This is a genomic window from Pseudomonas furukawaii, assembly GCF_002355475.1.
GTDB lineage: Bacteria > Pseudomonadota > Gammaproteobacteria > Pseudomonadales > Pseudomonadaceae > Metapseudomonas > Metapseudomonas furukawaii.
Genome location: NZ_AP014862.1, coordinates 1,331,976 through 1,353,809, shown reverse-complemented (window position 1 = coordinate 1,353,809; position 21,834 = coordinate 1,331,976). Strand labels below are relative to the sequence as shown.

Here is a 21,834-nt window from a genome sequence, read left to right as displayed (position 1 = left end):
CGACTGCAGGCAGACCATGAGCCAACCCGACCTTCTCGACCAAGAACCCGTGTTCCAGCTCAAGGGCAGCATGCTCGCCATCACCGTGATGGAACTGGCCCACAACGACCTGGAACGCCTCGACCGGCAACTGGACGAGAAAGTCGCCCAGGCCCCCAACTTCTTCCAGAACACCCCCCTGGTCATGGCGTTGGACAAGCTGCCCGAGAACGAGCCGCCCCTGGACCTGCCGGCGCTGCTGGAGGTCTGCCGCCGCCACGGCCTGCGGACCCTGGCCGTCCGCGCCAGCCGCGAAGACCATGTGGCCGCAGCCGACGCGCTGGACATCCCGGTGCTCCCGCCCTCGGGCGCCCGCGAGCGCGCCATCGACCCGATCGAGCCCGGGGCGAGGAAGAAGCCCGAGAAACCCGCCGAGCCGCCCAAGCCCGAGGTGCAACCCACCCGGATAGTGACCACGCCGGTACGGGGCGGCCAGCAGGTCTACGCGCCCGGTGGCGACCTCGTGGTCCTGGCGGCCGTCAGCCCCGGAGCGGAACTTCTCGCCGACGGCAACATCCATGTGTACGGTCCCATGCGCGGCCGTGCCCTGGCAGGCATCAAGGGCGATACCAAGGCGCGGATCTTCTGCCGCCAGCTCTCCGCGGAGCTGCTGTCGGTGGCCGGTCAGTACAAGGTTGCCGAAGAACTGCGACGCGACCCGCTCTGGGGTCATCAGGTGCAGGTCAGCCTGTCGGGAGACGTGTTGAACATCACCCGCCTTTAACGGATACTGCCGCGAATTTTCAGGGACCTGAAAAAGGGAAGAAGGACGGCTCAGAGAGCTCGAAACTTCCCGGTTCTACTTTTCCATTTGGGGTGAATCACCTTGGCCAAGATCCTCGTTGTCACGTCCGGCAAGGGTGGCGTGGGTAAAACCACCACCAGCGCCGCCATCGGTACCGGTCTCGCTCTGCGCGGTCACAAGACCGTCATCGTCGACTTCGACGTTGGCCTGCGTAACCTTGACCTGATCATGGGTTGCGAACGCCGCGTGGTGTATGACTTCGTCAACGTCATCAACGGCGAAGCCTCCCTCACCCAGGCCCTGATCAAGGACAAGCGCCTTGAAAACCTTTACGTCCTGGCCGCCAGCCAGACTCGCGACAAGGACGCCCTCACCCTCGAAGGCGTCGGCAAGGTCCTCGAGGAGCTGGCGCAGAACTTCGAATACGTGGTCTGCGACTCGCCGGCCGGTATCGAGAAGGGCGCCCACCTGGCCATGTACTACGCCGATGAGGCGATCGTCGTGACCAACCCGGAAGTCTCTTCCGTACGCGACTCCGACCGTATGCTCGGCCTGCTGGCCAGCAAGTCCCGTCGCGCCGAGAAGGGCGAAGATCCGATCAAGGAGCGCCTGCTCCTGACTCGCTACAACCCCGAGCGCGTCACCAAGGGCGAAATGCTCGGCGTCGAAGACGTCGAGGAAATCCTCGCCATCAACCTGCTCGGTGTCATCCCGGAATCCCAGGCGGTACTCAAGGCCTCCAACCAGGGCATTCCGGTCATCCTCGACGACCAGAGCGACGCCGGCCAGGCGTACAGCGATGCCGTCGACCGCCTGCTCGGCAAGGAACTGCCCCACCGCTTCCTTGACGTGCAGAAGAAAGGACTCTTGCAACGCCTGTTCGGAGGCCGTGAATGAACATTTTCGACTTCTTTCGCGAGCGGAAGAAGCAGAACAGCGCTTCGATCGCTAAAGAACGACTTCAGATCATCGTGGCCCACGAACGTGGCCAACGCAGCCAGCCGGACTACCTGCCGGCACTGCAGAAGGATCTGGTGGACGTGATTCGCAAATACGTCGACATCGACCAGGAGCAGGTCCAGGTGATGCTGGAGAACCAGGGCAGCTGCTCCATCCTCGAGCTGAACATCACCCTGCCCGATCGTTGATCGAACGCTAGTCAGACGGTGGCGGCCCAGGCCGCCATCGTCGTTTCCGGACCCGCCAATGCCGCTTTCCCAGATCGAGTTCATCCACAGGGACGACGCCCTGCTGGTGGTCAACAAACCCACCCTGCTGCTGTCGGTACCGGGCCGGGCCGATGACAACAAGGACTGCCTGATCACCCGCCTGCAGGAGAACGGCTACCCGGAGGCGCGCATCGTCCATCGCCTGGATTGGGAAACCTCCGGCCTCATCGTCCTCGCCCGCGATGCGGACAGCCACCGCGAGCTGTCCCGGCAGTTCCACGACCGCGAGACCGAGAAGGCCTACACCGCCCTGTGCTGGGGCGAGCCGGAACTGGACAGCGGCCGCATCGAACTGCCCCTGCGCTACGATCCGCCCACCAAGCCGCGCCATGTGGTGGACTTCGAGCAGGGTCGCCACGCCCTGACCTTCTGGCGCGTGCTGGAGCGTTGTGGCCACTACAGCCGGGTCGAGCTGACGCCGATCACCGGCCGCTCGCACCAGCTGCGGGTACACATGCTGTCCATCGGCCATCCGTTGCTGGGGGACCGTCTCTACGCCAATCCCGAAGCCCTGGCCGCCCACGAGCGGCTGTGCCTGCACGCCAGCCTGCTCTGCCTCACCCACCCGCAGACCGGCGAACGCCTGCGCTTTGAGTGCCCGGCGCCCTTCTGAGGCCATGACCGACACCCTCTATTACGACCGCACGGAAGGCGCCCCAGCCTGGCCCACCCTGCTGATGGCCCTCGACGCCCTCGGAAGGACTGGCGGACAAGGCATCGACCTGGGTTGCGGCGCCGGCCGCGACACCCTGGAGATGCTCCGCCGCGGCTGGGACGTCCTGGCCATCGACCGCGAGCCCCTCGCCATCCAGCGCCTGCTCGGCCAGGTCCAGCCCGATCAGGTGCCGCGCCTCCAGACCCGCTGCGCGCGTTTCGAGGACTGCGAACTGCCCAGCGCCGACATCATCAACAGCGCCTTCGCCCTGCCCTTCTGCCCGCCGGATGACTTCCCCCGGCTGTGGCAACGCATCGACAAGGCCCTGGCGGGTGGCGGCATCTTCTGTGGCAACTTCTTCGGCGAGCGCGATGCGTGGGCCGGCCCCGAGCTGACCATTCACCGCCAGGACGAACTGGAACGCCTGTTCGCCGGCTGGCGATGGCTGCATTTCGAGGTGATCGACCGCCAGGGCACCACGGCACGGGGACGCACCAAGCACTGGCATCTGTTCTCGGTGGTGGCCCAGCGTCCCTGACTATCACCCCCTTGGAAAAATTCAACGGCCGCCGACCTCCTATTGCACGCAAGCGATGGGATAAACTCGCGGCACTGCTGTCCGGAGTCCCCCCATGCGCGAAGAGTTGAACCAGGGCCTGATCGATTTCCTCAAGGCCTCGCCCACCCCCTTCCACGCCACCCGCAGCCTGGCCAAGCGCCTGGAGGCTGCCGGTTATGTGCGCCTCGACGAACGCGAGGCCTGGCGTATCGAGAGCGGTGGCCGTTACTACGTCACCCGCAACGACTCCTCCATCGTCGCCATCAAGCTGGGCAAGCGCCCGGTGCTCGAAGGCGGCCTGCGCCTCGTCGGTGCCCACACCGACAGCCCCTGCCTGCGGGTCAAGCCCAATCCCGAGCTGAACAAGCAGGGCTTCTGGCAACTGGGCGTCGAAGTCTATGGCGGCGCCCTGCTGGCCCCCTGGTTCGACCGCGACCTGTCCATTGCCGGCCGCGTCACCTACCGCGCGGCGGGCATGGTGGAGAGCCAGCTGGTGGACTTCCAGGCGCCCATCGCCGTGATCCCCAACCTCGCCATCCACCTCAACCGCGAAGCCAACCAGGGCTGGGCGATCAATGCCCAGACCGAGCTGCCGCCGATCCTGGCGCAACTGGCCGCTGGCGAGGTGCGTGATTTCCGCGACCTGCTGGCCGAACAACTGACCCTGGAGCACGGCATCGTCGCCGACGCGGTACTGGACTACGAGCTGTCCCTCTACGACACCCAGAGCGCGGCCGTGGTGGGTCTCGGCGGTGACTTCATCGCTGGCGCGCGCCTGGACAACCTGCTGTCCTGCTACGCCGGCCTGCAGGCCCTGCTCAGTGCCGAAGCCGACGAGAACTGCGTACTGGTGTGCAACGACCATGAAGAAGTCGGCTCCTGCTCCGCCTGCGGCGCCGATGGGCCGATGCTGGAGCAGATCCTGCGCCGCGTGCTGCCCGATGGCGATGCCTTCGCCCGGATCATCCAGCGCTCGCTGCTGGTTTCCGCCGACAACGCCCACGGCGTGCACCCCAACTACGCCGACAAGCACGACGGCAACCATGGCCCGAAGCTCAATGCGGGCCCGGTGATCAAGGTCAACAGCAACCAGCGCTACGCCACCAACAGCGAAACCGCCGGCTTCTTCCGCCACCTCTGCCTGGAAAACGAAGTCCCGGTGCAGAGCTTCGTCACCCGGAGCGACATGGGTTGCGGCTCCACCATCGGGCCCATCACCGCCAGCCAGCTGGGGGTGCGCACCGTGGACATCGGCCTGCCCACCTTTGCCATGCACTCCATCCGCGAGCTGGCCGGGAGCCATGACCTGGCCCACCTGGTGAAGGTGCTGACCGCCTTCTACTCCAGCCACGACCTGCCCTGATCACGAGGAGCGCCCCATGCTCGACCACATCCGCAACAGCCTGGAGGAAGCCCGTACCGCGCTCGACAACTTCATCGCCAATGAACAGGCGCTGAAGGGCATCGAGCGGGCGGCGGACCTTCTGGTGCAGAGCTTCGAGCAGCAGGGCAAGGCCTTTTCCTGCGGTAACGGCGGCTCCATGTGCGACGCCATGCACTTCGCCGAGGAACTGACCGGCCGCTACCGCAGGAACCGCCCCGGCATCGCCGCCGTGTCCATCAGCGACGCCAGCCATATCAGCTGCGTCGCCAATGACTTCGGCTACGACTACATCTTCTCCCGCTACATCGAATCCCACGGCCGTGCGGGCGACGTGCTGATCGCCATCAGCACCAGCGGCAAGAGCCCCAACGTCATCAAGGCCGCCGAAGCCGCCCGCGCCCTGGGCGTGAAGGTGGTGGCACTGACCGGCAAGCCGGGCTCGGTGCTGGAGGAACTCGCCGACGTGTGCATCTGCGCCCCTGGCGGCGACTACGCCGATCGCGTCCAGGAGTTGCACATCAAGGTGCTGCATATCCTGATCGAGCTGATCGAACGCAAGCTGGCGCCCGAGAACTACGCCTGATCGCCTGCGCCCCCATCGCTGGGGGCGAACTCCTCTGAACGAATGAAACCATCCCGGCAGGACGCCTCCTGGTAGCCCTTATGGAATCCGGGGACGTTCCCAGCGCCGCACCCGGATTCCATCCGGCCTACGACTCATTCATTCGCGATAGTCGCCCATCACTCCGGCACCTCCACGCTGACGTGGATCGCATCGTGCCGCCAGAACTCCAGGTCGCAGTCGATCAGCCGGCCGTGCTGGTCACGGTTGATCCGGGTGATCTTCAGCGCCGGGCTGCCGGCTGAAACCTTCAGCGGTGCCGCGGCCTCCGGGTGCAGCGCGGTGGGCACCATGTCGAAGCGCACCCGGCCGTAGCGGATGCCATAACGGCTGTCGTAGAGCTCGGTCAGGGACTGGGTGAGGTCCTCGTCGATGATCCCGGGAAAATAGGCCGGGTTCAGGTAGTGCTCCACATAGAGCACCAACCGGCCATCGATACGGCGTGCACGGCGGATCTGGTAGACGCTGGACAGGGCCGGCAGCTCCAGCAACTCGCAGATCTCCACGCTGGCGGGAATCAGCCGCGCGCCCAGCACTTCGGTGGCGGGGGTTCGGCCCTGGCCGGCCACCATGGCATGGAAGTGGCTGCGTACCAGGGGGTTGTAGGCCAGACGTGGCGGGGAAACGAACCAGCCACGCCGCTCCTCGCGGTAGATCAGCCCCTGGGCCTCCAGCTGCCCCAGGGCCTCGCGCAGGGTTATCCGCGTCGTGTTGAACAACTCGCTCAGCTTGCGCTCGGCGGGCAGCTTGCCGCCGTGGGGCAGCAGGCCATGCTCGATCTGCTCCTGCAGGGCGCTGCAGATCGCGGTCAGGGTACGGGGCGCCTCATCGCGCATCGAAAGACTCCAATCTGGAATAGACCAGCACCACCAGGGTGCGTCGAGGTCGTGGACAACGGCCATCCTAGGCAGCCTAGATGACCCTGGCGTGACAGCCAGACCACGCTGCATGCGGCATGCCATTGCCCGGCACGACAGGCCATGGAATCAGCCGCCGGCCCATGGTCTACGCTTTTCAGGCGTTCGCCGCCGCCGCATCCAGCGGCGCCCCTGCAATCAAACCGTCATTCAGAGCTTTTAGATTTGGCCTGGGTCTTGCTGATCTAGACCAACCTCAAAACCTGCTAAGGAGCTTCACATGAAACGCCTGTTGCTGGCTTCACTGATGGGATCGGCCATTGCCCTGGGAACCCAGGCCATGGCAAGCGACGCAGATATGAAGAGTCTCGAACAAGCCGCCCGCCAGGAAGGCGAGGTGAACAGCGTGGGCATGCCCGACAGCTGGGCGAACTGGAAGGACACCTGGGCGGACCTGAACAGGCTCTACGGCCTGAAGCACATGGACACCGACATGAGCTCGGCCCAGGAGATCGCCAAGTTCGCCGCCGAGAAGGACAACGCCACCGCCGACATCGGCGACGTGGGTGCGGCCTTCGGTCCCATCGCGGTGCAGCAGGGTGTCACCCAAGCCTACAAGCCCAGCACCTGGGCGCAGATCCCTGACTGGGCCAAGGACGCCGACGGCCACTGGATGCTGGCCTATACCGGCTCCATCGCCTTCATCGTCAACAAGCAACTGGTGAAGGAGTCGCCGAAATCCTGGGCGGACCTCAAGCAGGGCAAGTACAAGGTCGCCATCGGTGACGTCAGCGCCGCCGCCCAGGCCGTGAACGGCGTGCTGGCGGCCGCCATCGCCAACGGCGGCGACGAGAAGAACATCCAGCCGGGCCTCGACTTCTTCGCCGAGATCGCCAAGCAGGGCCGCCTGTCACTCTCCAACCCCACCATCCAGACCCTGGAGAAGGGCGAGGTGGAAGTGGGCATCGTCTGGGACTTCAACGGCCTCTCCTACCGCGACCAGATCGACCCCAGCCGCTTCGACGTGCTGATCCCCTCCGACGGCTCGGTGATCTCCGGCTACACCACCATCATCAACAAGTACGCCAAACACCCCAACGCCGCCAAGCTGGCCCGCGAGTACATCCTCAGCGATGCCGGCCAGATCAACCTGGCCAAGGGCAACGCCCGGCCGATCCGCGCCGAGCACCTGACCCTGCCTGCGGACGTCCAGGCCAAGCTGCTGCCCAACGAGCAGTACGCCAAGGTGCAGCCGATCAAGGACGCCAAGGCCTGGGAAGCGACCTCCAAGGCGCTGCCGCAGCTGTGGCAGGAACACGTGATCATCGAGATGGAGTAAGGGCCTCACGATCCCCGGCCGCGTGTGCGCATGCCGCGCCGGCCCGGAGTTCGAACGGCTTTTACGGAGTGCATGATGAAACGCAAAGTCATCCTGGTCCTTCTGGATGGCCTGAACTTCGAGGTGGCCCGGCACGCGCTGGGCCACCTCCAGGCCTGGTGCGGCGCCGGTCGGGCGGCGCTGTACAAGCTCCAGTGCGAGCTGCCGGCGCTGTCCCGGCCGCTCTACGAGTGCGTACTCACGGGTGTCCCGCCCATCGAAAGCGGCATCGTCCACAACGACGTGACGCGCCTCTCGAAGGAACGCAGCATCTTCCACTACGCCCGCGAAGACGGTCGTACCACGGCAGCGGCGGCCTATCACTGGGTCAGCGAGCTGTACAACCGCTCGCCCTTCGACGCGACCCGCGACCGGCACACCGATGATCCGGCGCTGCCGATCCAGCACGGCCATTTCTACTACGCCGACCACTACCCGGACTCGCACCTGTTCGCCGATGCCCAGAGCCTGCTGGTGCGCCACGCCCCGGACTTCCTCCTGGTGCATCCGATGAACATCGACGACGCCGGCCACCAGTACGGCCTCGACAGCCCGCAATACCGCAACGCCGCCCGCCGGGCCGACGTGATCCTCGCCGACTGCCTCCAGGGCTGGATCGATGCCGGCTATCAGGTGCTGGTGACTGCCGACCACGGCATGAACAACGACCGCTCCCACAACGGCCTGCTGTCGGAGGAGCGGGAAGTGCCGCTGTTCGTGGTCGGCAACGCCTTCAGCCTGGACGCCAGCGCGCAGCCACGGCAGACCGATCTCTGCGGTACCGTCTGCGAACTGCTGGGCGTTCCCCATGACAAGCCCTTCTGCCGGGAGCTGCTGACGTGAATGCATCCCACCGGGGCCGGTGGCTGGCGCTGCTCTGCCTCCTGCCCTTCGCCCTGTTCTTCATCCTGTTCCAGATCGCGCCGCTGGCCTGGGTCGCCCTCAACAGCCTGAACACACCCGATGGCTGGGGCCTGGGCAACTTCAGCAAGGTGTTCAGCTCGCGGTTCTACCTCCAGGCCATCAAGCACAGCCTGCAGATCGCCTTCTGGTCGAGCCTGATCGGCATCGTCATCGCGGTGATCGGTGCCTACTCCCTGCGCCAGGTGGACTCGAAGCTGCGGGACTTCGTCATGGCCTTCTCCAACATGACCAGCAACTTCGCCGGAGTGCCCCTGGCGTTCGCCTTCATCATCCTGCTGGGCTTCAACGGCACCCTCACCATCCTGCTCAAGCAGGCCGGCGTGATCGAGGACTTCAACCTCTACTCCAAGACCGGCCTGATCGTGCTCTACACCTACTTCCAGATTCCCCTGGGCGTGCTGCTGCTCTACCCCGCCTTCGACGCCTTGCGCGAGGACTGGCGCGAGTCGGCCGCCCTGCTGGGTGCCAGTCCCTGGCAGTTCTGGCGGCACATCGGCCTGCCGGTGCTGACGCCGGCGCTGCTGGGCACCTTCGTCATCCTGCTTGCCAACGCACTGGGCGCCTATGCCACGGTCTACGCCCTGACCACGGGCAACTTCAACGTGCTGACCATCCGCATCGCCGCCATGGTGGCGGGGGACATCTCCCTCGACCCGAACCTGGCCAGCGCCCTGTCCATGGTGCTGGTGGGGCTGATGGTGGTGATTACCCTGGTGCACCAGTGGCTGCTGAAGAGGAGCTACCATGTCGCGCGCTGAATCCCGCAATGGCGGCCTCTACCATCGGGTGGTGGTCTGGCTGCTGTTCCTGATCCTGCTGCTGCCCCTGGCGGGCACCCTGCTCTACTCCCTGTCCACCAGTTGGTCGGCCACCGTCCTGCCGGACGGCCTGACCTTCAGGTGGTACCTGCAACTCTGGAGCGACAGCCGCTTCCTCACCGCCTTCGGCCAGTCGCTGCTGGTCTGCTTCGGCGCCCTGGTGCTGTCGGTGGTGCTGATCCTGCCGCTGCTGTTCGTGGTGCACTATCACTTCCCGAAACTGGACGGGGTGATGAACGTGCTGATCCTGCTGCCCTTCGCGGTGCCGCCCGTGGTGTCCTCGGTGGGGCTCCTGCAGGTCTATGGCTCCGGTCCCCTGGCCATGGTGGGTACGCCCTGGATCCTGATCGGCTGCTACTTCACCGTGGCTCTGCCCTTCATGTACCGGGCCATCACCAACAATCTCCAGGCGATCAACCTGCGGGACCTGATGGACGCCGCCCACCTGCTCGGCGCCAGCACCTGGAAAGCGGCCTTCCTGGTGGTGTTGCCGAACCTGCGCAAGGGCCTGATGGTGTCGCTGTTCCTGTCGTTCTCCTTCCTGTTCGGCGAGTTCGTCTTCGCCAACCTGCTGGTGGGCACCCGCTACGAAACCCTGCAGGTCTACCTGAACAACATGCGCAACAGCAGCGGCCACTTCAACAGCGCCCTGGTGATCTCCTACTTCTTCTTCGTGCTGCTGTTCACCTGGGCAGCCAACCGTCTGAACAAGGACAAGGCATGAGCTTTCTTTCCATTCGCGGCCTGCACAAGCGCTACGGCCAGACCGCCATCTTCAGCGACATCGACTGCGAGATCGGCAAGGGCGAGTTCGTCACCCTGCTGGGCCCCTCCGGCTGCGGCAAGTCCACGCTGCTGCGTTGCATCGCCGGACTCACGGAGGTGAACGGCGGGCAGATCCTGCTGGACGGCCAGGACCTGGTGCCCCTGTCGCCGCAGAAGCGCGGCATCGGCATGGTGTTTCAGAGTTACGCGCTCTTCCCCAACATGACGGTGCAACAGAACGTCGCCTTCGGCCTGCGCATGCAGAAGGTGGAGGCCACCGACAGCAAGCGCCGGGTGGACGAAGTCCTGGCCCTGGTGGAGCTGACGGACTTCGCCGGCCGTTACCCGCACCAGCTCTCCGGCGGCCAGTGCCAGCGCGTGGCCCTGGCCCGCTCCCTGGTGACCCGCCCGCGCCTGCTGTTGCTGGACGAACCCCTCTCGGCCCTGGACGCGCGCATCCGCAAGCACCTGCGGGAACAGATACGCGCCATCCAGCAGGAACTGGGGCTGACCACCATTTTCGTCACCCACGACCAGGAAGAAGCCCTGACCCTGTCGGATCGCATCTTCCTGATGAACGCCGGCCGCATCGTCCAGAGCGGCGACGCGGAAACCCTCTACACCGCGCCCGTGGACGCCTTCGCCGCCGGCTTCATCGGCAGCTACAACCTGCTGGACGCCGACGCCGCCAGCCGCCTGCTGCAGCGGCCGGTGCAGGGACGCATCGCCATTCGTCCCGAGGCCATCGGCCTCAGCCAGGAGGGCGGCATCGAGGCGGAAGTCCGCAGCCACAGCCTGCTGGGCAACGTGGTGCGCTACCGCGTGGAAGCCCGGGGCGTAGAACTGGTGGTGGACGTGCTCAACCGCTCCGCGGAAGACCTGCATCGCAAGGGCCAGCGCATCGGCCTGCGCATCGACGAACACGCCATTCGGGAGGTGGCCTGATGGCCCTGGCAATCTTCGACCTTGACGACACCCTGATCGACGGCGACTGCGCCAGCCTCTGGAGTGCCCACATGGCCGAACTGGGCTGGGTCGACGGCGAATCCTTCATTCGCAAGGACCGGCAGCTCATGGCGCTCTACGCCGAAGGCAAGCTGGCCATGGAGGACTACATGGCCTTCAGCCTGTCGCCGCTGGTGGGGCGCACGGCGGAAGAAGTGGCGTTCGTGGTGGAGCCCTTCGTGGAGGAGGTGATCGAACCGCTGATCCACTCCGACGCCATGCGCTGCCTGGCCAGGCATCGGGGCGCCGGCGACCGCCTGCTGATCATCTCGGCCTCGGCGCACTTCCTGGTCAGCGCCATCGCCGAGCGCCTGGGCGTCGAGGAGGTGCTGGCCATCGACCTCGACGAGCAGCACGGCCACTACAGCGGCAGGACCCGGGGCGTGCTCACCTACCGCGAGGGCAAGGTGACCCGCCTGCACGCCTGGCTGGAGCAGGAAGGAGAAAGTCTGGAAGGGGCCTACTTCTACTCCGACTCGCGCAACGACCTGCCGCTGCTGAGCCGGGTGGACAAGCCCCACACGGTCAACCCCGACCCGACCCTGCGCGCCCATGCCGAACAGGCGGGCTGGCCGATCCTCGACTGGCGCTGAGCCGCCGGGCGCGCCGCAAACAGCTCCCCGGCGGGCGGATAGGGTCATAGCGCATCAGGGAAAAATTGACTTTAAAGTCAGACCATAAAGATAATGCGCCGCCACTCGCTATATATTTTTATACATAGCGACTTCCAGCCACGACAACATCCCGCCAGGAGCTACCATGAGCCACCCCGCCAGCCGCCTCGCCGCAGCCCTCTTCGCCGTCCTCACCCTGGGCAGCGCCTCGGCCGCCGACGTCCAGGTGGCGGTCGCCGCCAACTTCACCGCGCCGATCCAGGCGATCGCCAAGGACTTCGAGAAGGACACCGGCCACCGGCTGATCGCCGCCTACGGCGCCACCGGCCAGTTCTACACCCAGATCAAGAACGGCGCGCCGTTCGAGGTCTTCCTGTCGGCTGACGACAGCACCCCGGCCAAGCTGGAAAAGGAAGGGGATGGTGTACCCGGATCGCGCTTCACCTATGCCATCGGCACCCTGGTGCTCTGGTCCGCCCAGGACGGTTATGTGGATGACCAGGGCGAGGTGCTGAAGACCGGCCAGTACAGGCACCTGTCCATCGCCAACCCGAAGACCGCGCCTTATGGCCAGGCAGCCACCCAGGTGCTGGAGAAGCTCGGCCTGACCGCCTCGGTCAAGCCCAGGCTGGTGGAAGGCCAGAACATCACCCAGGCCCTGCAGTTCGTTTCCAGCGGCAATGCGGAACTGGGCTTCGTGGCGCTTTCCCAGGTGTACAAGGACGGCAAGGTCACCAGCGGCTCGGCCTGGATAGTGCCAGCCGACCTGCATGACCCGATCAGGCAGGATGCGCTGATCCTGAAGAAAGGCGCAGCCAACCCCGCCGCCCAGGCGCTGGTGGACTACCTGAAAGGTCCGAAGGCGGCGCAGGTGATCAAGTCTTTCGGCTACGAGCTGTAAGGCAGCTGTCGGGTGGATGGCGCCCTCGCCAGCCACCCCGGCGACTCAGTCGTCACCCTTCTCCAGGGCGGCCTTGAGGGCCTCATAGGCGGGCGCTGCGTAGATCCCCACTTCCACCGCAAGCGCCATGACCCGTTCCAGGTCCTGCTTGTAGACCAACACGCACTGTAGCTCGTCATCCAGCGGCTCGCTGAAGTCCACCAGCACGTAACCGCCCTTCTCGGGATAGAGGCTGCCCATCTGCACCTGGATGCGATTGAGGGCCTTCAAGGGCTCGACCTTGGCCAACTGCTTGGGCTTGAGCACGAAACTCACGCCGGGACCGAAGGAATCCACCACCTGCTGGAACAACTGGTCGTAGCTGTCGGCCTGGAAGAGCACGGTGTCCGGCAGGCTGCCCACCACCACCCACTCGCCCAGGGGAATGGGGAAGCTGTCGTCGTAGTTGATATCCGGATTGGCGGCGAGGAAGGCGTCGGGATCGGCATAGGCCTGGGCCGCCTCATCCGCGACACGCTGGATCTCGTCCTCGGCCATGCAGCCGGAGCTGATGGCGGTGATCAGTTCGATGAGTTGCGGTTTCACGTCTTGCCCTGTCGCGAGGAATCGAAGCGGCGAAGGATACAGGGAAGCGATAAAAAAAGCGGAGGACCTGCCGGCCCTCCGCCACTTCAGCACACCACGCCGAATAATCAGGTTGTCCGGATCAGGTGATCGAAGGCGCTCAGCGACGCCTTGGCCCCCTCGCCCACGGCGATGACGATCTGCTTGTAGGGCACTGTGGTCACGTCGCCGGCGGCGAACACGCCCGGTACGCTGGTCTGGCCCTTGGCATCGACGATGATCTCGCCACGGGGCGACAGCTCCACCACGCCTTTCAGCCATTCGCTGTTGGGCAGCAGGCCGATCTGCACGAAGATGCCTTCCAGCTCCAGGGTCCGCAGTTCGTCATTGGTGCGGTCCTTGTAGACCAGGCCGTTGACCTTCTGCCCGTCGCCTTTCACCTCGGTGGTCAGCGCACTCTTGATGACGGTCACGTTGGGCAGGCTGGCCAGTTTCTTCTGCAGCACGGCATCGGCGCGCAGCTTGTCGTCGAACTCGATGAGGGTGACCTGGGCGACGATGCCCGCCAGGTCGATGGCCGCCTCGACGCCGGAGTTGCCGCCGCCGATGACCGCCACGCGCTTGCCCTTGAACAGCGGGCCGTCGCAGTGCGGGCAGTAGGCCACGCCGCGTCCCCGGTATTCCTGCTCACCCGAGACATTCATCTCGCGCCAGCGGGCGCCGGTGGAGAGGATCAGGGTCCTGGCCTTGAGGCTGGCTCCGCTCTCGAACTTCACTTCGTGCAGCTCGCCCTCGCCCTTGGCGGGAATCAGCGCGCTGGCGCGCTGCAGGTTCATCAGGTCCACCTCGTAGTGCTTCACATGCTCCTCGAGGGCACGGGCCAGCTTGGGACCTTCGGTCTCCGGCACGGAGATGAAGTTCTCGATGGCCAGGGTGTCCAGCACCTGGCCACCGAAACGCTCGGCGGCCACGCCGGTACGGATGCCCTTGCGGGCGGCGTAGATGGCGGCGGAGGCGCCGGCCGGGCCGCCGCCGATCACCAGCACGTCGAAGGCGGCCTTGGCGTTGAGCTTCTCGGCGTCGCGGGCGGCGGCGCCGGTGTCGATCCTGGCGAGGATTTCCTCCACGCCCATGCGGCCCTGGCCGAACAGCTCGCCATTCAGGTAGAGGCTCGGCACCGACATGATCTGACGCTCGTTGACCTCGTCCTGAAACAGCGCGCCGTCGATGGCGACGTGGCGGATGTTCGGGTTGAGCACGGCCATCAGGTTCAGCGCCTGCACCACGTCGGGGCAGTTCTGGCAGGACAGCGAGAAGTAGGTTTCGAAGTTGAACTCGCCCTCGATGGTTCTGATCTGGTCGATCACCTCCTGGGCGAGCTTGGACGGATGCCCGCCCACTTGCAGCAGGGCGAGGACCAGGGACGTGAACTCGTGGCCCATGGGAATGCCGGCGAAGCGCAGGGAAATATCGGCGCCGGGACGGTTCAGCGAGAACGATGGCCTGCGGGCGTCCGCGCCATCGGTCTTCAGGGTGATCTTGTCGGTGAGGCCGACGATGTCTTGCAAAAGACCCAGCAGCTCGCGGGATTTGTCGCTGTCATCGAGGGACGCGACGATCTCGAACGGCTGGGTGACCTTTTCGAGGTAGGCCTTCAACTGGGTTTTAAGATTGGCGTCCAACATGTGCGAATTCCTTTGTTGCGGGCATGAGCCATCCCTCGACGGTCGTCGCCGACCGCCCGGACAGGGCTAAGGGATGGGATGCAGGTGGATGACAGGTCATCCACCTGAGGATCGAGCGGTAGAACGGGACGGGAAGCGTGGTGAGCAAGCGCTGCAGCTTCCCGGCCGTTTTTAGATCTTGCCGACCAGATCGAGGGACGGAGCCAGGGTCGCTTCGCCTTCTTTCCACTTGGCCGGGCAGACTTCGCCCGGGTGAGCGGCGACGTACTGGGCAGCCTTGACCTTGCGCAGGAGCTCCTGGGCGTCACGGCCGATGCCACCGGCATTGACTTCGACGATCTGGATCTTGCCTTCCGGATCGATCACGAAGGTGCCGCGATCAGCCAGACCGGCTTCTTCGATCAGCACTTCGAAGTTCTTGGACAGCACCCAGGTGGGGTCGCCGACCAGCGGGTACTGGATCTTGCCGATGGTGTCGGAAGTGTCGTGCCAGGCCTTGTGGGTGAAGTGGGTGTCGGTGGACACGCCGTAGATTTCCACGCCCAGCTTCTGGAACTCGGCGTAGTTGTCAGCCAGGTCGCCCAGTTCGGTCGGGCAGACGAAGGTGAAGTCGGCCGGGTAGAAGAAGAACACGGACCACTTGCCCTTCAGGGAGGCTTCGGTGACTTCGACGAACTTGCCCTGATGGTAAGCGGTGGCTTTGAAAGGTTTGACTTCGGTGTTGATCAGAGACATCGCAACGTCCTCATGGGGGGTTAGAAATTTGACCCGACGAAGACTATCGACTTATTCCAAAAGGATCCTATTGATTGAGGCCATCAGATCAATTGATTACCTCAATGCCCCCTCGAACGCCCCGGACCATGGGGCGTTCGGGGTCCCTGCTCAGGCCAGGCTTTCGTCCAGCACCAGCACCAGCTTGCCCGATACGGTATTGCTCGCCAGCGCCTCGAACGCCTGCTGGGCGTCCGTCGCGGCGAAGGCCCGCTCCAGGCGCGGCTGCAGCCGGCCCTCCTCGAACAGCGGCCAGACATGCTGGCGCAACTCGGCGATCAGGTCCGCCTTGAACGGGTCGTCGCGGCTGCGAAGGGTGGAACCGATCAGTTGCACCCGCTTGCCCAGCAACAGCGCCAGGTCCAGCTCCGCCTTGCGTCCCCCCATCAGGCCGATATTCACCCAGCGGGCATCCACGGCGGCCAGTTGCAGGTTGAGGACGGCGTAGTTGGCGCCCACCGGATCGAGGATGACATCGAAGGGGCCGAAGTCCCGCAGGCTCTCCAGGTCCTCGCCGCGCAGCGCACCACCCTGGGCGCCCAGGGACTCGCAGTAGGCCAGCCGTTCGGCGGAGCCCACGCTGACCCAGCAGGGATTGCCGAAGGCCTTGCACAGCTGGATGGCGGCCGAGCCCACGCCGCTGGCACCCGCGTGCAGCAGCACCTTCTCGCCAGGCTTCAACGCCGCCAGCTGGAAGAGATTCAGCCAGGCCGTGGCATAGACCTCCGGAAGGGCCGCGGCTTCCGCCAGGCTCAGGCCCTCCGGCAACGGCAGCACATGGCGGGCATCCACCACCACCTCCTCGGCCATGCCGCCCCCCGCCAGCAGGCAGCAGACCTTGTCGCCGACCTGCCAGGCACCGCTGCCGGCGCCCACCTCGGTGATCACCCCGGACGCCTCCAGGCCCAGGATGTCGCTGGCGCCCGGCGGCGGCGGATAAAGCCCCGCGCACTGCAACAGGTCGGCACGGTTCAGGCCGGCCGCCGCCACACGAATCCGCACTTGCCCCACATCGCAGACCGGGCTGGCCCGCTCCCCCCACTCCACGCGCCCTTCGACGCCTTGCAATGCCTTCACGGTGCCTCCATAGTGATTCACAGTGGCCCGGCCAATCAGCCGGGCTTTCCCGTTGCGCCGAGGGAACCCAGCGCTCCCGAATACGGCCTAATATGCGTTATCACCTGTCCCGACGTCGAATCAGCATGAAGCGCTCCCTGATCAGTTCCGCCCTCGCCCTGGCCCTCAGCGTCAGTACCCTGCCGCTGCACGCCGCCACCACCTCCCCGAACAGCTGGGACGCCCTTCAGCCCGACCGCGAGCAGGTGATCGCCAGCCTCAACGTGGTGGAACTGCTCAAGCGCCACCACTACAACAAGCCGCCCCTCAACGATGCCCGCTCGGTGAAGATCTACGAGGGCTACCTGAAGCTGCTCGACCCGGCGCGGATGTACTTCACCGCAGGTGATATCGCCGAGTTCGACAAGTGGCGCACGCGCTTCGACGACCTGCTGAAAAGCGGCGACCTCGAACCGGGTTTCGCCATCTACAAGCGCCACCTCGATCGTCTCGAGGAGCGCCTGGAGTTCGCCCTGGCGATGCTCGACAAAGGCGTCGACAGCATCGACTTCAATGTCGACGAGACCCTCGAAACCGACCGCGAGAAAGCCCCCTGGGCCAAGGACCGCGCCGCCCTCGACGATCTCTGGCGCAAGCGCGTGAAGGACGAGGTCCTGCGCCTGAAGCTGGCGAAGAAGGAACCGAAGGCCATTCAGGAACTGCTGGTCAAGCGCTACAAGAACCAGTTGAGCCGCCTCGACCAGACCCGCGGCGAAGACATCTTCCAGGCCTACATCAACGCCTTCGCACAGACCTATGACCCGCATACCCAGTACCTGTCCCCGGACAATGCGGAAAACTTCGACATCAACATGAGCCTGTCCCTCGAGGGCATCGGCGCCGTGCTGCAGAGCGACAACGAGTACGTGAAGGTGGTCCGCCTGGTGCCCGCCGGTCCGGCCGAAAAGAGCAAGCAGGTGGCCCCGGCGGACAAGATCGTCGGCGTCGCCCAGGGTGACGGCGAGATGGTGGACGTGATCGGCTGGCGCCTGGACGAGGTGGTCAAGCTGATCCGCGGCCCCAAAGGCTCGGTGGTACGCCTGGAGGTGATTCCCGCCAGCAATGCGCCGAACGACCAGACCAGCAAGGTGGTTTCCATCACCCGCGAGGCCGTGAAGCTGGAAGAGCAGGCGGCGAAGAAGTCCGTTCTCAACCTCGAGCACGACGGCAGCACCTTCAAGCTGGGCGTGATCGAGGTGCCGGCCTTCTACCTGGACTTCAAGGCCTTCCGGGCCGGCGATCCCGAGTACAAGAGCACCACGCGGGACGTGAAGAAGCTCCTCAGCGAATTGCAGAAGGAAAAGGTCGACGGCGTGGTCATCGACCTGCGCAACAACGGCGGCGGCTCCCTGCAGGAAGCCACCGAACTCACCGGACTGTTCATCGACCAGGGCCCCACGGTGCTGGTGCGCAACAGCGATGGCCGCGTGGATGTCCTGGCCGACGACAGCACCGGCGCCTACTACACCGGCCCCATGGCCGTGCTGGTGAACCGCCTGTCCGCCTCGGCCTCGGAGATCTTCGCCGGTGCGATGCAGGACTATCATCGCGCGCTGATCATCGGTGGCCAGACCTTCGGCAAGGGCACCGTGCAGACCATCCAGCCGCTCAATCATGGCGAGCTCAAGCTGACACTGGCCAAGTTCTATCGCGTCTCCGGCCAGAGCACCCAGCACCAGGGCGTCCTTCCGGACATCGAGTACCCCTCGGTGGTGGATACCAAGCAGATCGGCGAAAGCGCCTTGCCGGAAGCCATGCCCTGGGACAGCATCCGCCCGGCCATCAAGCCGGAGCTGGACCCCTTCAAGCCCTTCCTGGCTGAGCTGAAGGCCCGCCACGATGCCCGCACGGCGAACAACCCGGACTTCGTCTACAGCCGCGAGCGCCTGGCCCTGACCCAGGCGCTGATGAAGGACACCGTGGTCAGCCTCAATGAAGCCAAGCGCCGCGCCGAGCAAAGCGACATCGAAGCCAAGCAGTTGGCCATGGAGAACACCCGCCGCAAGGCCAAGGGCGAGGAGCTGCTGAAGGAACTCAAGACCGAGGATGAGGACGCCCTGCCGGAAGAGGACGACAAGACCAAACCCGAGGATGACGCCTACCTCACGGAAACCGGACAGATCCTGCTGGATTATCTGGGCCTCAATGCGGCCCTGGCCAAACATTGAAATGATGTCATAAGGCTGTCATGCAACTGTCGTGAAATCCGGGGGCCGCACATGCGGCCCCTTTTCTTGTCACGAGAAACAGCATGACCGTCACCGAGCAGTTGAGCGCGCTGGGCCTGATCCTCGCTCACGGCGACCTGCACAGCCTGTTCCAGCCCATCCTGTCACTATCCGAACGGCGCATCCTCGGTTACGAGGCGCTGACCCGCGGCCCATCCAACAGCCCGCTGCACTCCCCCGTGACGCTGTTCGCCGTGGCGCGCCACGCCGGGCGGCTCAGCGAACTGGAGATGGCCTGCCGCAAGAGCGCCTGCCAGCGCTTCAAGGAACAGAAGCTCGACGGCCTGCTGTTCCTCAACGTGTCCCCCGAGTCCCTGCTGGACCCGGCCCACCAACCGGGTCGGACCCTGAAGATGCTCCAGGCCTTCGGCATCCCCCCCAGCCGGGTGGTGATCGAACTCACCGAACAGACCCCGACCGAGGACTTCGGCCTGCTGGACACCGCCCTGCATCACTACCGCGCCATGGGCTTCTCCATCGCCCTCGACGACCTGGGGGCCGGCTACTCCAGCCTGCGCCTGTGGTCCGAACTGCGCCCCGACTACGTGAAGATCGACCGCCACTTCATCGATGGCATCCATCAGGACGCGGTGAAGCGGGAGTTCGTCGAATCCATCCTGAAGATGGCGAAGGCTTCCCGGGCGCTGGTCATCGCCGAGGGCATCGAGTTGCCGGAAGAACTCGCGGTGTTGGCGGAAATGGGGGTCGACCTGGTGCAGGGCTACCTGCTCGGGCGTCCGCAGGAATCGCCATCGCGCGATGCTCGCGCCCTGCTGCCGACGCTGGAGTCGACTGCGGGCATCAATGAGGAAACCTGCGATCTTTCCGCCCTGCTGGCCGAACAGCCGGCGGTACCGGAACACACCCCGATCCATGAAGTACTGGAAGCCTTCCGCGCCCAGCCCAACCTGAACTCGCTGGCAGTGCTGGACAGACTGCAGCGCCCGGTGGGCGTGGTTCATCGACACTTGCTGTCCGAGGCGCTGCTGCGCCCTTTCGCCACCGACCTCTTCACCCGCAAGCCGGTGAACCGGTTGATGACCACCGATTTTCTCGCGGTGGAACTGGGCCAGTCCCTGCAGCAGGTCAGCCGACTGATCACCAGCCGTGCGCGACAGCGTATCGAGGAAGACTTCATCATCATCCAGGACGGCCGCTACCGGGGACTGGGACGGGTGATCGACGTACTCAAGCTGATCACCGAACTGAAGATCCAGCAGGCTCGCCATGCCAATCCCCTGACCCTGCTGCCCGGCAACGTGCCCATCCAGCAGTGCCTCACCCGGCTCCTGCAACAACGCCGCCCGGCAGTGGTGTGCTACGTGGACATCGACAGCTTCAAGCCCTTCAACGATCTCTACGGCTACGCCAGGGGCGATGAAGTACTGCTCTGCCTGGCGCAGTGCCTGAGCGAACGCGTCGATCCGGCCCGGGACTTCGTCGGCCATATCGGCGGGGATGACTTCATGCTGGTATTGGGCTCCGAGGACTGGCGGCTACGCCTCAACCAGCTCATGGAGGACTTCCAGGGACAGAGTCGACGCTTCTATCGCAGCGAGCATTTGCAGGCAGGCTGCTTTGTCGCCCACAACCGTCATGGTGAGCGGGAGGAGTACCCATTACTCTCGCTGTCCATCGGGGTGGTGAGCCTCACACCGGAAGATGCTGAACGCCTCGATGCCGACCAGTTGGCCAGCCTTGCCTCGGAAGCGAAGCGCCACGCCAAGGCGATGCCGGGATACAGCCTGCACATCCTCGAAGCGAGCTGATCGGAGCGATCAGAAGCCAAGTCGGGAGGCGCGCATCTCCGCCCGCTCGGCGGCTGCCGCGTCGGGCACCAGGCCCGGCCCACCCGCGCGGTAGAGCTCGACGAGCTTGCGTGCCGCCAGCGGGTGCCCCCGCTCCGCGGCCAGCTCCCACCAGCGCGCGGCTTGCGCAGCATCCGGAGCCTGGCGTGCATCGCCGTCCAGGCTCAGGACGCCCAACTGGTAGGCGGACTTGCCGTCACCCGCGCCAGCCGCGAGGCGCAGCAGGCGAATCCCCTCGTCACGGGCACCAAGCCCCTGCCCCCGATGAAGCAGCAGATGGCCGTAGAAGCTCTGCGCATCGCGGTCACCAAGCGCCGCCATGCGCGCGTACTGCCCTTGCATCCACCGCCAGGACCGGGGATTGGACACCAGCGAACGGAAACGCATCAGCCAACGGGCCACCCGGTAACCGATCCTGGCTCGCAGTGGCCAGAACATCACCCTTCCTCGGGATAGGAGAACTCGAATACACGCACCACTTCAGCGGCATGCCAGGACGCGGCGGCAGTGCCATCCGGTGGACCGGAGAAACGGCCCAGGCGCAGGGCGCACTCGAAGAACCCGGTGCGCGGGAGGCGGCTGGCGCCCTGGCTGATCACCAGGGAGCTGCGCAGCGGGCGTTCGGCGCGCGCATCGAGGGCGGCCAGGTGCTCCAGCGCCGCGGTCAGGGTCTGCATCGCCGGCGTCGGCAGCTGCAGGCGTTCGATCAAGGCCCGATAGGTCAGCAGGTGACGCTGACGGCGAGCGTCCTCCAGTTCATCGAGCAGGGCTTGCCAGTGCTGGCGGCTGATACGCAGACTCAAGACCCCGACTCCCACCCGGCAACGCCCAGGGCGCGGGCCAGGCCACGCTTGATGGCTTCATCGGGTTCCCGCTCACCGCTTTCTATGAGCCCCAGGTAATGGGGGCTGATGCCCACCGCACGGGCCAATTGCTCAAGGCTCTGCCCCTGGGATTCACGCAACGACTTGAGTTGGCCGAGCGCCGTTCTGGCGGACTCGGTAGCCGGCTCTCCGGCGGCCTGGCCGGCGGCGCGCAGCAGCGCCTGGTATTCGGCCCAGGGCAGCACTGCATACTCCGCCTGACCGTCCCGCATGATTACTTGCACACTCATTGAAGCTCCCCGTGGAACATGGTGCCGACTGCTTCAGCACCTCCATGCAG

Annotated in this window: 24 protein-coding genes; 16 read left to right on the top strand and 8 right to left on the bottom strand. The window is 65.3% G+C overall.

Going from position 1 to position 21,834, the window contains the following annotated elements; all coding sequences use genetic code 11:
* Window positions 1–16: 16 nt before the first annotated feature.
* The 7 genes from minC (at window position 17) to lpcA (ending at window position 5,194) form a co-directional block, all read left to right on the top strand.
* Window positions 17–763 carry a septum site-determining protein MinC gene (gene minC, locus KF707C_RS06330; protein WP_036993318.1) on the top strand — a complete coding sequence of 249 codons (747 nt, stop codon included), beginning with the start codon at window positions 17–19 and terminating at the stop codon, window positions 761–763.
* Window positions 764–865: 102 nt separating this feature from the next.
* Window positions 866–1,681, top strand: coding sequence for a septum site-determining protein MinD (gene minD, locus KF707C_RS06325; protein ID WP_003453532.1), 816 nt, complete (start codon window positions 866–868; stop codon window positions 1,679–1,681).
* A complete protein-coding gene (gene minE, locus KF707C_RS06320; protein WP_003453534.1) occupies window positions 1,678–1,932 on the top strand; it encodes a cell division topological specificity factor MinE in 255 nt (84 codons plus the stop codon). Before minD ends, minE begins: the two co-directional genes overlap by 4 nt.
* 58 nt (window positions 1,933–1,990) lie before the next feature.
* Entirely contained in the window at window positions 1,991–2,626 is a 636-nt protein-coding gene (locus tag KF707C_RS06315; RefSeq protein ID WP_003453537.1) for an RluA family pseudouridine synthase, read from the top strand.
* Between the two features lie 4 nt (window positions 2,627–2,630).
* Window positions 2,631–3,206 carry a class I SAM-dependent methyltransferase gene (locus KF707C_RS06310; RefSeq protein ID WP_003453541.1) on the top strand — a complete coding sequence of 192 codons (576 nt, stop codon included), beginning with the start codon at window positions 2,631–2,633 and terminating at the stop codon, window positions 3,204–3,206.
* A gap of 94 nt (window positions 3,207–3,300) precedes the next feature.
* Window positions 3,301–4,590, top strand: coding sequence for a M18 family aminopeptidase (locus tag KF707C_RS06305; protein WP_003453543.1), 1,290 nt, complete (start codon window positions 3,301–3,303; stop codon window positions 4,588–4,590).
* A 16-nt stretch (window positions 4,591–4,606) separates the two neighbouring features.
* Window positions 4,607–5,194, top strand: coding sequence for a D-sedoheptulose 7-phosphate isomerase (gene lpcA, locus KF707C_RS06300; protein WP_003453550.1), 588 nt, complete (start codon window positions 4,607–4,609; stop codon window positions 5,192–5,194).
* A 158-nt stretch (window positions 5,195–5,352) separates the two neighbouring features.
* On the opposite strand, the gene KF707C_RS06295 is transcribed toward lpcA, so the two are convergent.
* The gene (locus tag KF707C_RS06295) at window positions 5,353–6,069 is read right to left on the bottom strand and encodes a UTRA domain-containing protein (RefSeq protein WP_003453558.1); all 717 of its coding nucleotides are present in this window, start codon (window positions 6,067–6,069) and stop codon (window positions 5,353–5,355) included.
* Window positions 6,070–6,370: 301 nt separating this feature from the next.
* Between KF707C_RS06295 and KF707C_RS06290 the strand changes: the two genes are divergently transcribed.
* The 7 genes from KF707C_RS06290 (at window position 6,371) to modA (ending at window position 12,495) form a co-directional block, all read left to right on the top strand.
* Complete coding sequence (locus KF707C_RS06290; protein ID WP_003453559.1) at window positions 6,371–7,429, top strand: ABC transporter substrate-binding protein; 1,059 nt, start codon at window positions 6,371–6,373, stop codon at window positions 7,427–7,429.
* Window positions 7,430–7,504: 75 nt separating this feature from the next.
* Window positions 7,505–8,311 carry an alkaline phosphatase family protein gene (locus KF707C_RS06285; RefSeq protein WP_036993320.1) on the top strand — a complete coding sequence of 269 codons (807 nt, stop codon included), beginning with the start codon at window positions 7,505–7,507 and terminating at the stop codon, window positions 8,309–8,311.
* On the top strand, window positions 8,308–9,150 hold the full coding sequence (locus KF707C_RS06280) for an ABC transporter permease (RefSeq protein ID WP_003453563.1): 843 nt from the start codon (window positions 8,308–8,310) through the stop codon (window positions 9,148–9,150). The genes KF707C_RS06285 and KF707C_RS06280 overlap by 4 nt, the downstream gene beginning before the upstream one ends.
* Window positions 9,137–9,934 carry an ABC transporter permease gene (locus tag KF707C_RS06275; protein WP_003453565.1) on the top strand — a complete coding sequence of 266 codons (798 nt, stop codon included), beginning with the start codon at window positions 9,137–9,139 and terminating at the stop codon, window positions 9,932–9,934. The genes KF707C_RS06280 and KF707C_RS06275 overlap by 14 nt, the downstream gene beginning before the upstream one ends.
* Window positions 9,931–10,920 carry an ABC transporter ATP-binding protein gene (locus tag KF707C_RS06270; protein WP_003453573.1) on the top strand — a complete coding sequence of 330 codons (990 nt, stop codon included), beginning with the start codon at window positions 9,931–9,933 and terminating at the stop codon, window positions 10,918–10,920. The genes KF707C_RS06275 and KF707C_RS06270 overlap by 4 nt, the downstream gene beginning before the upstream one ends.
* On the top strand, window positions 10,920–11,573 hold the full coding sequence (locus tag KF707C_RS06265; protein ID WP_003453580.1) for an HAD family hydrolase: 654 nt from the start codon (window positions 10,920–10,922) through the stop codon (window positions 11,571–11,573). The genes KF707C_RS06270 and KF707C_RS06265 overlap by 1 nt, the downstream gene beginning before the upstream one ends.
* A 166-nt stretch (window positions 11,574–11,739) precedes the next feature.
* Window positions 11,740–12,495, top strand: a complete 756-nt coding sequence (modA, locus tag KF707C_RS06260; protein ID WP_003453581.1) for a molybdate ABC transporter substrate-binding protein — start codon at window positions 11,740–11,742, stop codon at window positions 12,493–12,495.
* Between the two features lie 45 nt (window positions 12,496–12,540).
* On the opposite strand, the gene KF707C_RS06255 is transcribed toward modA, so the two are convergent.
* The 4 genes from KF707C_RS06255 to KF707C_RS06240 all read right to left on the bottom strand — a co-directional run bounded on the left by KF707C_RS06255 (window position 12,541) and on the right by KF707C_RS06240 (window position 16,595).
* Window positions 12,541–13,080 (bottom strand): hypothetical protein, encoded by a 540-nt coding sequence (locus tag KF707C_RS06255; protein WP_003453583.1) that lies wholly within the window; start codon window positions 13,078–13,080, stop codon window positions 12,541–12,543.
* 107 nt (window positions 13,081–13,187) lie between these two features.
* A complete protein-coding gene (gene ahpF / locus KF707C_RS06250) occupies window positions 13,188–14,744 on the bottom strand; it encodes an alkyl hydroperoxide reductase subunit F (RefSeq protein WP_003453586.1) in 1,557 nt (518 codons plus the stop codon).
* Between the two features lie 171 nt (window positions 14,745–14,915).
* On the bottom strand, window positions 14,916–15,479 hold the full coding sequence (gene ahpC, locus KF707C_RS06245) for an alkyl hydroperoxide reductase subunit C (protein WP_003453589.1): 564 nt from the start codon (window positions 15,477–15,479) through the stop codon (window positions 14,916–14,918).
* 150 nt (window positions 15,480–15,629) lie between these two features.
* Entirely contained in the window at window positions 15,630–16,595 is a 966-nt protein-coding gene (locus KF707C_RS06240) for an NAD(P)H-quinone oxidoreductase (protein ID WP_003453592.1), read from the bottom strand.
* Between the two features lie 125 nt (window positions 16,596–16,720).
* Between KF707C_RS06240 and KF707C_RS06235 the strand changes: the two genes are divergently transcribed.
* On the top strand, window positions 16,721–18,802 hold the full coding sequence (locus KF707C_RS06235; protein WP_036993321.1) for a carboxy terminal-processing peptidase: 2,082 nt from the start codon (window positions 16,721–16,723) through the stop codon (window positions 18,800–18,802).
* Window positions 18,803–18,885: 83 nt separating this feature from the next.
* Window positions 18,886–20,631 carry a bifunctional diguanylate cyclase/phosphodiesterase gene (locus KF707C_RS06230; protein WP_003453596.1) on the top strand — a complete coding sequence of 582 codons (1,746 nt, stop codon included), beginning with the start codon at window positions 18,886–18,888 and terminating at the stop codon, window positions 20,629–20,631.
* Window positions 20,632–20,640: 9 nt separating this feature from the next.
* Here KF707C_RS06230 and KF707C_RS06225 read toward each other — a convergent pair whose 3' ends face one another.
* From KF707C_RS06225 to KF707C_RS06215, 3 genes are read right to left on the bottom strand one after another with little or no spacing between them, the layout of a single operon-like run.
* Entirely contained in the window at window positions 20,641–21,108 is a 468-nt protein-coding gene (locus KF707C_RS06225) for a tetratricopeptide repeat protein (protein ID WP_003453599.1), read from the bottom strand.
* Window positions 21,108–21,473, bottom strand: a complete 366-nt coding sequence (locus tag KF707C_RS06220) for a hypothetical protein (RefSeq protein WP_003453601.1) — start codon at window positions 21,471–21,473, stop codon at window positions 21,108–21,110. The genes KF707C_RS06225 and KF707C_RS06220 overlap by 1 nt, the downstream gene beginning before the upstream one ends.
* Window positions 21,470–21,784, bottom strand: a complete 315-nt coding sequence (locus tag KF707C_RS06215; RefSeq protein ID WP_036993323.1) for a helix-turn-helix domain-containing protein — start codon at window positions 21,782–21,784, stop codon at window positions 21,470–21,472. The genes KF707C_RS06220 and KF707C_RS06215 overlap by 4 nt, the downstream gene beginning before the upstream one ends.
* Window positions 21,785–21,834: the final 50 nt, after the last annotated feature.